Origin of the sequence: Pseudomonas sp. Sample_9, from assembly GCF_004307535.1 — a bacterium.
In the GTDB taxonomy this organism is placed as follows: domain Bacteria; phylum Pseudomonadota; class Gammaproteobacteria; order Pseudomonadales; family Pseudomonadaceae; genus Aquipseudomonas; species Aquipseudomonas mercuritolerans.
The window spans coordinates 1-5,178 of record NZ_RAZO01000264.1 but is presented as its reverse complement, the minus strand read 5'-3'; the positions used below and the strand labels follow the sequence as shown (position 1 = coordinate 5,178).

Here is a 5,178-nt window from a genome sequence, read left to right as displayed (position 1 = left end):
CGGAAGTCGAACCAGGCCACGTCGTCGCAGGTGCGCAGAGCGCGGATTTCGCGGTTCTCGATGATCAGCACATCGTTTTCCACCGCTGCCGTGCACTCCGGCGTCAGTGCCTTGAAGCTCTTGCGCAGGCTTTCGTGGGCGGCTTCGTCGAGCGGATAGTGGAACAGCTCGGCTTGCTCGAGGTGACGCAGACGATAATCGACGCCGCTGTCGACGTTGACGATCTCGGTGTTCTGCTTGATCAGCGCGATGGCCGGGAGGAAGCGCGCGCGCTGCAGGCCATCCTTGTACAGGCCGTCCGGAACGATGTTCGACGTCGCGACGAGGGTCACGCCGTTCTTGAACAGCTCTTCCATCAGCGTGCCGAGGATCATCGCGTCGGTGATGTCGGAGACGAAGAATTCATCGAAGCAGATCACCCGCGACTCGGCCGCGAAGCGCTTGGCGATGATGGTCAGCGGGTTCTTCTCGCCGCCCAGTGTCTTCATTTCTTCGTGCACGCGCTTCATGAAGCGGTGGAAGTGCGTGCGGGTCTTTTCCTTGAACGGCAGCGCTTCGAAGAAGGTGTCGACCAGGTATGTCTTGCCGCGACCGACGCCGCCCCAGAAATACAGGCCCTTGACCGGTGCCTGATCCTTTTTGCCAAACAGCTTGCCGAGCAAGCCCGGCTTGTTCTGGTCAGCGGCGATCAAGTCGTCGTACAGACGCTGCAAGTGACGCACAGCAGTTTCCTGCGCGGCGTCATGGAAGAAATCCGGGCGTTTCAGATCAGCTTGATATCGTTCTAGGGGCGTCATAATTCGTTAGCAAGGCAACAAAAACGGGCCGTCACTGTAGCGACGGCCTGTGGGAATGGCAATCGGCCCTTGGTCGGGTCGTGCCGCCGATCAGTCTTGAGCTGGAGTCAGTGCGACGCGCAACGCCTCGATGGCGGCGTCCCGCGCACCGATGTCGGCAAACGCCGGGCTGTCGCCCACGCACTCACCGGCCAGCCAGACGCTGAAGCTCAATTCTTCAGTACGCACGTCCAGCGGCTCGCCGGACTGCAACTGTTTGGTCACCTGGCCGGCAGTTTTGCCGTCGGCGAAGTTGCGCGACAGCAGCAATTGCTCGCCATCGGCCGCCAGCAGACGGAAACGGAAGCTGCCGTCGTCCTCGCGGAAGCTGACGAAACGTGCGGTTTTCGCAGCTTTCTTTTTGGTGGTCGCGGCGACCTGAACCTGATTGACGAAAGAACGCAGGCCAACGGCTTCGCGCAATTCATTGAGGAACGGCGTGGCCACGGCGCGGGCCTTCTTCGCACCGATCTGCAGGATGTCTTCCAGGTCCGCCGGACGCTCGATCAACTGGTGATACTTCTCGCGCGCCTCGCCCAGTTCGTTGTCGAGCAACTGGAACAGGCGATTCTTCGCTTCACCCCAGCCCAGACCACCGAGTAGCTCGCTGCGGAACTCGTCAGCCTGCGCCGGAGTGGCGAAAGCCTGGAACAGAGTGAAAAGGTGCGAGTTATCGGGATCTTTCGCTTCGCCCGGGGCCTTGGAGTCGGTGACGATCCGCGAGATCGCGTCCTTCATCTCTTTGGCGCTGGAGAACAGCGGAATGGTGTTGTCGTAGCTCTTCGACATCTTGCGACCGTCGAGGCCCGGCAAGGTGGCCACGCTTTCTTCGATCAGCGCTTCGGGCATGGTGAAAAACTCTTTGCCCTGACCGAACAGATGGTTGAAACGCTGGCCGATATCGCGGGCCATTTCCACATGCTGAATCTGATCGCGACCGACCGGCACCTTGTGCGCGTTGAACATCAGAATGTCCGCCGCCATCAGCACCGGATAGCTGTACAGGCCCATGGTGATGCCGGCATCCGGGTCTTCACCGGTTTCAACGTTCTTGTCCACCGAGGCCTTGTAGGCGTGCGCACGGTTGAGCAGGCCCTTGGCGGCGACGCAGGTCAGCAGCCAGGTCAGCTCGGGGATTTCCGGGATGTCGGACTGGCGGTAGAAGGTCACCCGATCGACATCGAGGCCACCGGCCAGCCAGGTCGCGGCGATTTCCAAACGCGAGCGCTGGATGCGCAGCGGGTCATCGCATTTGATCAGGGCGTGGTAGTCGGCCAGGAAATAGAACGAATCGGCCTGGCTGTCGCGGCTGGCGAGGATTGCCGGGCGGATGGCGCCAGCGTAGTTGCCCAGATGCGGCGTGCCGGTGGTGGTGATGCCGGTGAGAATGCGGGTACGGTTGGTCATGGGTAATCGCTTGTCAGACTGCAATCAATTCGAGAGACGCGGCAGCAGCAGATCCTTGAGATCGGTCAGCTTGCCGTGAAAAAAGTGTCCGCATTCTGCCACTTTCAGCAGCTCATGGGGGCGCTGGAGTTGTTCCGACCATTGGTAGACCAGTTGCGGATCGATGACTTCATCGGTTTCCGGCTGGATCACGGTCAACCCGCCGTGCTGCGGCAGTTGATCCTGCTCGCCCAGACGCATCACCGCCGGGGCAACCATGAACAGGTGGGCAAGCTGGACGCCTTGGGCTTCGAGACGGCCGCCGAGACTTGCTGCAACAAATCCGCCGAAGGAGAAACCGAACAGGGTCAGCGGCAGATTCGGGTGTTTTTCCCGCAGCCATGTGGCGGCGGCCTGGGCGTCGTCGACTTCACCGGTGCCCATGTCATGCGTGCCCTGGCTGGCGCCGACGCCGCGATAGTTGAAACGCAAGGTGATCAGGCCTGCGTCACGCGCGGTGCGCTGCAGGGTCGAGACGACCTTGTTGAGCATGGTGCCGCCCTGTACCGGGTTCGGATGGCAGATCAGCGCGATGCCGCGTGGCTGCTCGTTATCCAGGTAAAGGCTTTCCAATTGACCCACCGGGCCGTCAATCACTACAGGGGTTTCACGCATCAGCAAGGGAGGAACTCCGTGACCTCGAATCGGGTCGACTCGTCTAGCAAATTGTCTGTGCCAATCTATTGCGAGTGAATCGCGGTATACAGCGCAGGTTCGAGCCGTTAACGTAAAGCAAAGCCGTTTATAGAGGAAGGACTCGTGGAACACTCGCTCTTAGTTTGGTTGTTACCGACTCTTGCCCTGGTTGTGGGTGTCGCCATTGGATTCCTGATCGCGCGCGTTGCGCCGAACGCCGCACCGAGCCGCACGCAGCGTCAACTGGATGATATCCAGGAGCGTTTCGACAGTTACCAGAACGAAGTGGTCACCCACTTCAACAGCACCGCGATGCTGGTCAAGAAGCTCACTCAGAGCTATCAGGAAGTGCAGGATCATCTCGCCGAGGGCGCCAATCGCCTGGCCCTGGACGAGCAGACCCGCCAGCGCCTGATCGCCGCCCTGCACGCCGACGCAGCGCAGGCACCACGTGAACGCCTGACGCCACCGCGCGATCAGGAGCCACCGCGTGATTACGCACCGAAGAGCCCGAATTCGCCGGGCATGCTTGATGAGCATTATGGTCTGAAGAAGTAATCGGGTTTCGCTGCGAACAAAAAGCCCCCGGACAGTGATGTGTCCGGGGGCTTTTTTGTATCTGCAATCTTCGCTGCGCTTGCCGGCCTCTTCGCGAGCAGGCTCGCTCCCACAAGGGGAATGCATTTCAAATGTGGGAGCGAGCCTGCTCGCGAAAGGGCCGCTACAGGCGACACAAAAAAATGCCCGATCACAAGACCGGGCATTTCTTCAATCAGGCAATCGCTTACGGATACTGCTGAACCGTACCCGGCTGTTGCTGCTGACCACCGTACTCCTGGCCTGGAATAGCCTTCAGGTTGACTTCGACCCGGCGGTTCTGCGCGCGGCCGTTGACATCACCGTTACTGGCAATCGGGTTATCCGGGCCGGCGCCACGGGCCGACAGGTTGGCACCGCTGACGCCTTGCGAGGTCAGGTAGGTCGCGACGCTCTGCGCACGACGCTGGGACAGGTCCATGTTGTGCTGGCGGCTGCCGGTGCTGTCGGTGTAGCCGACGATTTCGATCTGGTTCTGGTTGAACTCTTTCAGCGAGTTGGCCAGGTTGTTCAGCGGTTGATAGAAGCTGGAAGCGATATTCGCCGAATCGGTGGCAAAGGTGATGTTGCCCGGCATGATCAGCTTGATCTGATCGCCCTGACGCTGCACTTCAACGCCAGTGTTGGCCATGCTCGCGCGCAGTTTCTTTTCCTGCTGGTCGGCGTAGTAGCCGTAGCCTGCTGCGGAAGCACCGACCACGGCGGCGCCGATCAAGGCGCCCTTGCCACGGTTGTCGTGGCCGATGGCGGCACCGGCAAGTGCACCGGCCAGCGCACCGAGGCCACCGTATTTGGCGGTTTTGCTCATGCCTTGCGAGCCACCGTCGGCCTGACCCTGATTGTCATACGGATTAGGCGAGGCGCAGCCGGACAGCACGGCCACGGCAGTAGCGACAATAATCAAACGACGCGTGGTGAACATGGAGAGCTCCTGGTTTTTTGCATTCTGTGGTGCAGCGGCCACTGATCAATCAATGGACCTGCGCGGGCGTTGGATCATGACAATGCCTAAAAATTCCGCCCGCTGCCCGTGACAAAAAATTCAGGCACGTACAAACGGGTTCTCGCGCATCTCATCACCCAGACGCGTGTCCGGACCGTGCCCGGTGACAACCGTCGCGTCCTCGTCCAGCGTATACAGCCGCTGCTTGATCGAACGCACGATGGTCGCCTGATCGCCACCCCACAAATCCGTGCGCCCTACCCCGCGACGAAACAGCGTGTCGCCGGCTATCAACAGCTTAGCCTCGGAAAACCAAAAGCTCATGGAACCGGGGGTATGACCCGGCGTGTGCAAAGCCACGCCGCAACCGCAGGCCAGCTCTTCGTCATCGCTCAACCAGCGATCCGGCGATGGCACCGGGGTGTAAGGCACGCCGAACATCTGGCATTGCATTTCAAGGTTGTCCCAGAGGAACTGGTCGTCCTTGTGCAGATGCAGGGTCGCACCGGTTTTCTCCTTCATCTGCCCGGAAGCGAGAAAGTGATCAAGATGCGCGTGGGTATGGATGATGCTGACGACTTTCAGGCCATGGGCATCGAGGCGCGCCATGATCAGGTCCGGGTTGCCGCCCGGGTCGACGACGATGGCTTTTTTGGTGATTGGGTCGCCGATGATGGTGCAGTTGCACTGGAGCGGGCCGACGGGGAAGGTTTCGCGGAT

Annotated in this window: 6 protein-coding genes; 1 reads left to right on the top strand and 5 read right to left on the bottom strand. The window is 60.5% G+C overall.

The window, feature by feature from the left end:
* The 3 genes from zapE to D6877_RS14795 all read right to left on the bottom strand — a co-directional run.
* Positions 1–797: cell division protein ZapE (zapE, locus tag D6877_RS14805; protein WP_130911280.1), on the bottom strand; the 797-nt coding region annotated here is incomplete at its 3' end.
* 90 nt (positions 798–887) lie between these two features.
* Positions 888–2,243 carry a tryptophan--tRNA ligase gene (locus D6877_RS14800; protein ID WP_130911279.1) on the bottom strand — a complete coding sequence of 452 codons (1,356 nt, stop codon included), beginning with the start codon at positions 2,241–2,243 and terminating at the stop codon, positions 888–890.
* Between the two features lie 24 nt (positions 2,244–2,267).
* Positions 2,268–2,897: an alpha/beta fold hydrolase gene (locus D6877_RS14795; RefSeq protein ID WP_130911281.1), complete on the bottom strand. Its 630-nt coding sequence runs from the start codon at positions 2,895–2,897 to the stop codon at positions 2,268–2,270.
* A gap of 144 nt (positions 2,898–3,041) precedes the next feature.
* Between D6877_RS14795 and D6877_RS14790 the strand changes: the two genes are divergently transcribed.
* Complete coding sequence (locus tag D6877_RS14790) at positions 3,042–3,476, top strand: DUF1043 family protein (RefSeq protein ID WP_016773251.1); 435 nt, start codon at positions 3,042–3,044, stop codon at positions 3,474–3,476.
* A 226-nt stretch (positions 3,477–3,702) separates the two neighbouring features.
* On the opposite strand, the gene D6877_RS14785 is transcribed toward D6877_RS14790, so the two are convergent.
* The gene (locus D6877_RS14785; protein ID WP_130911278.1) at positions 3,703–4,437 is read right to left on the bottom strand and encodes an OmpA family protein; all 735 of its coding nucleotides are present in this window, start codon (positions 4,435–4,437) and stop codon (positions 3,703–3,705) included.
* A 120-nt stretch (positions 4,438–4,557) separates the two neighbouring features.
* A partial coding sequence (locus D6877_RS14780; protein ID WP_130911277.1) for an MBL fold metallo-hydrolase occupies positions 4,558–5,178 on the bottom strand: 621 nt, incomplete at its 5' end.

Excerpts from the sequence above, each read along its gene's own strand:
- D6877_RS14800 (WP_130911279.1), bottom strand. The coding sequence starts at position 2,243 with ATGACCAACCGTACCCGCATTCTCACCGGCATCACCACCACCGGCACG.
- D6877_RS14795 (WP_130911281.1), bottom strand. The coding sequence starts at position 2,897 with ATGCGTGAAACCCCTGTAGTGATTGACGGCCCGGTGGGTCAATTGGAA.
- D6877_RS14785 (WP_130911278.1), bottom strand. The coding sequence starts at position 4,437 with ATGTTCACCACGCGTCGTTTGATTATTGTCGCTACTGCCGTGGCCGTG.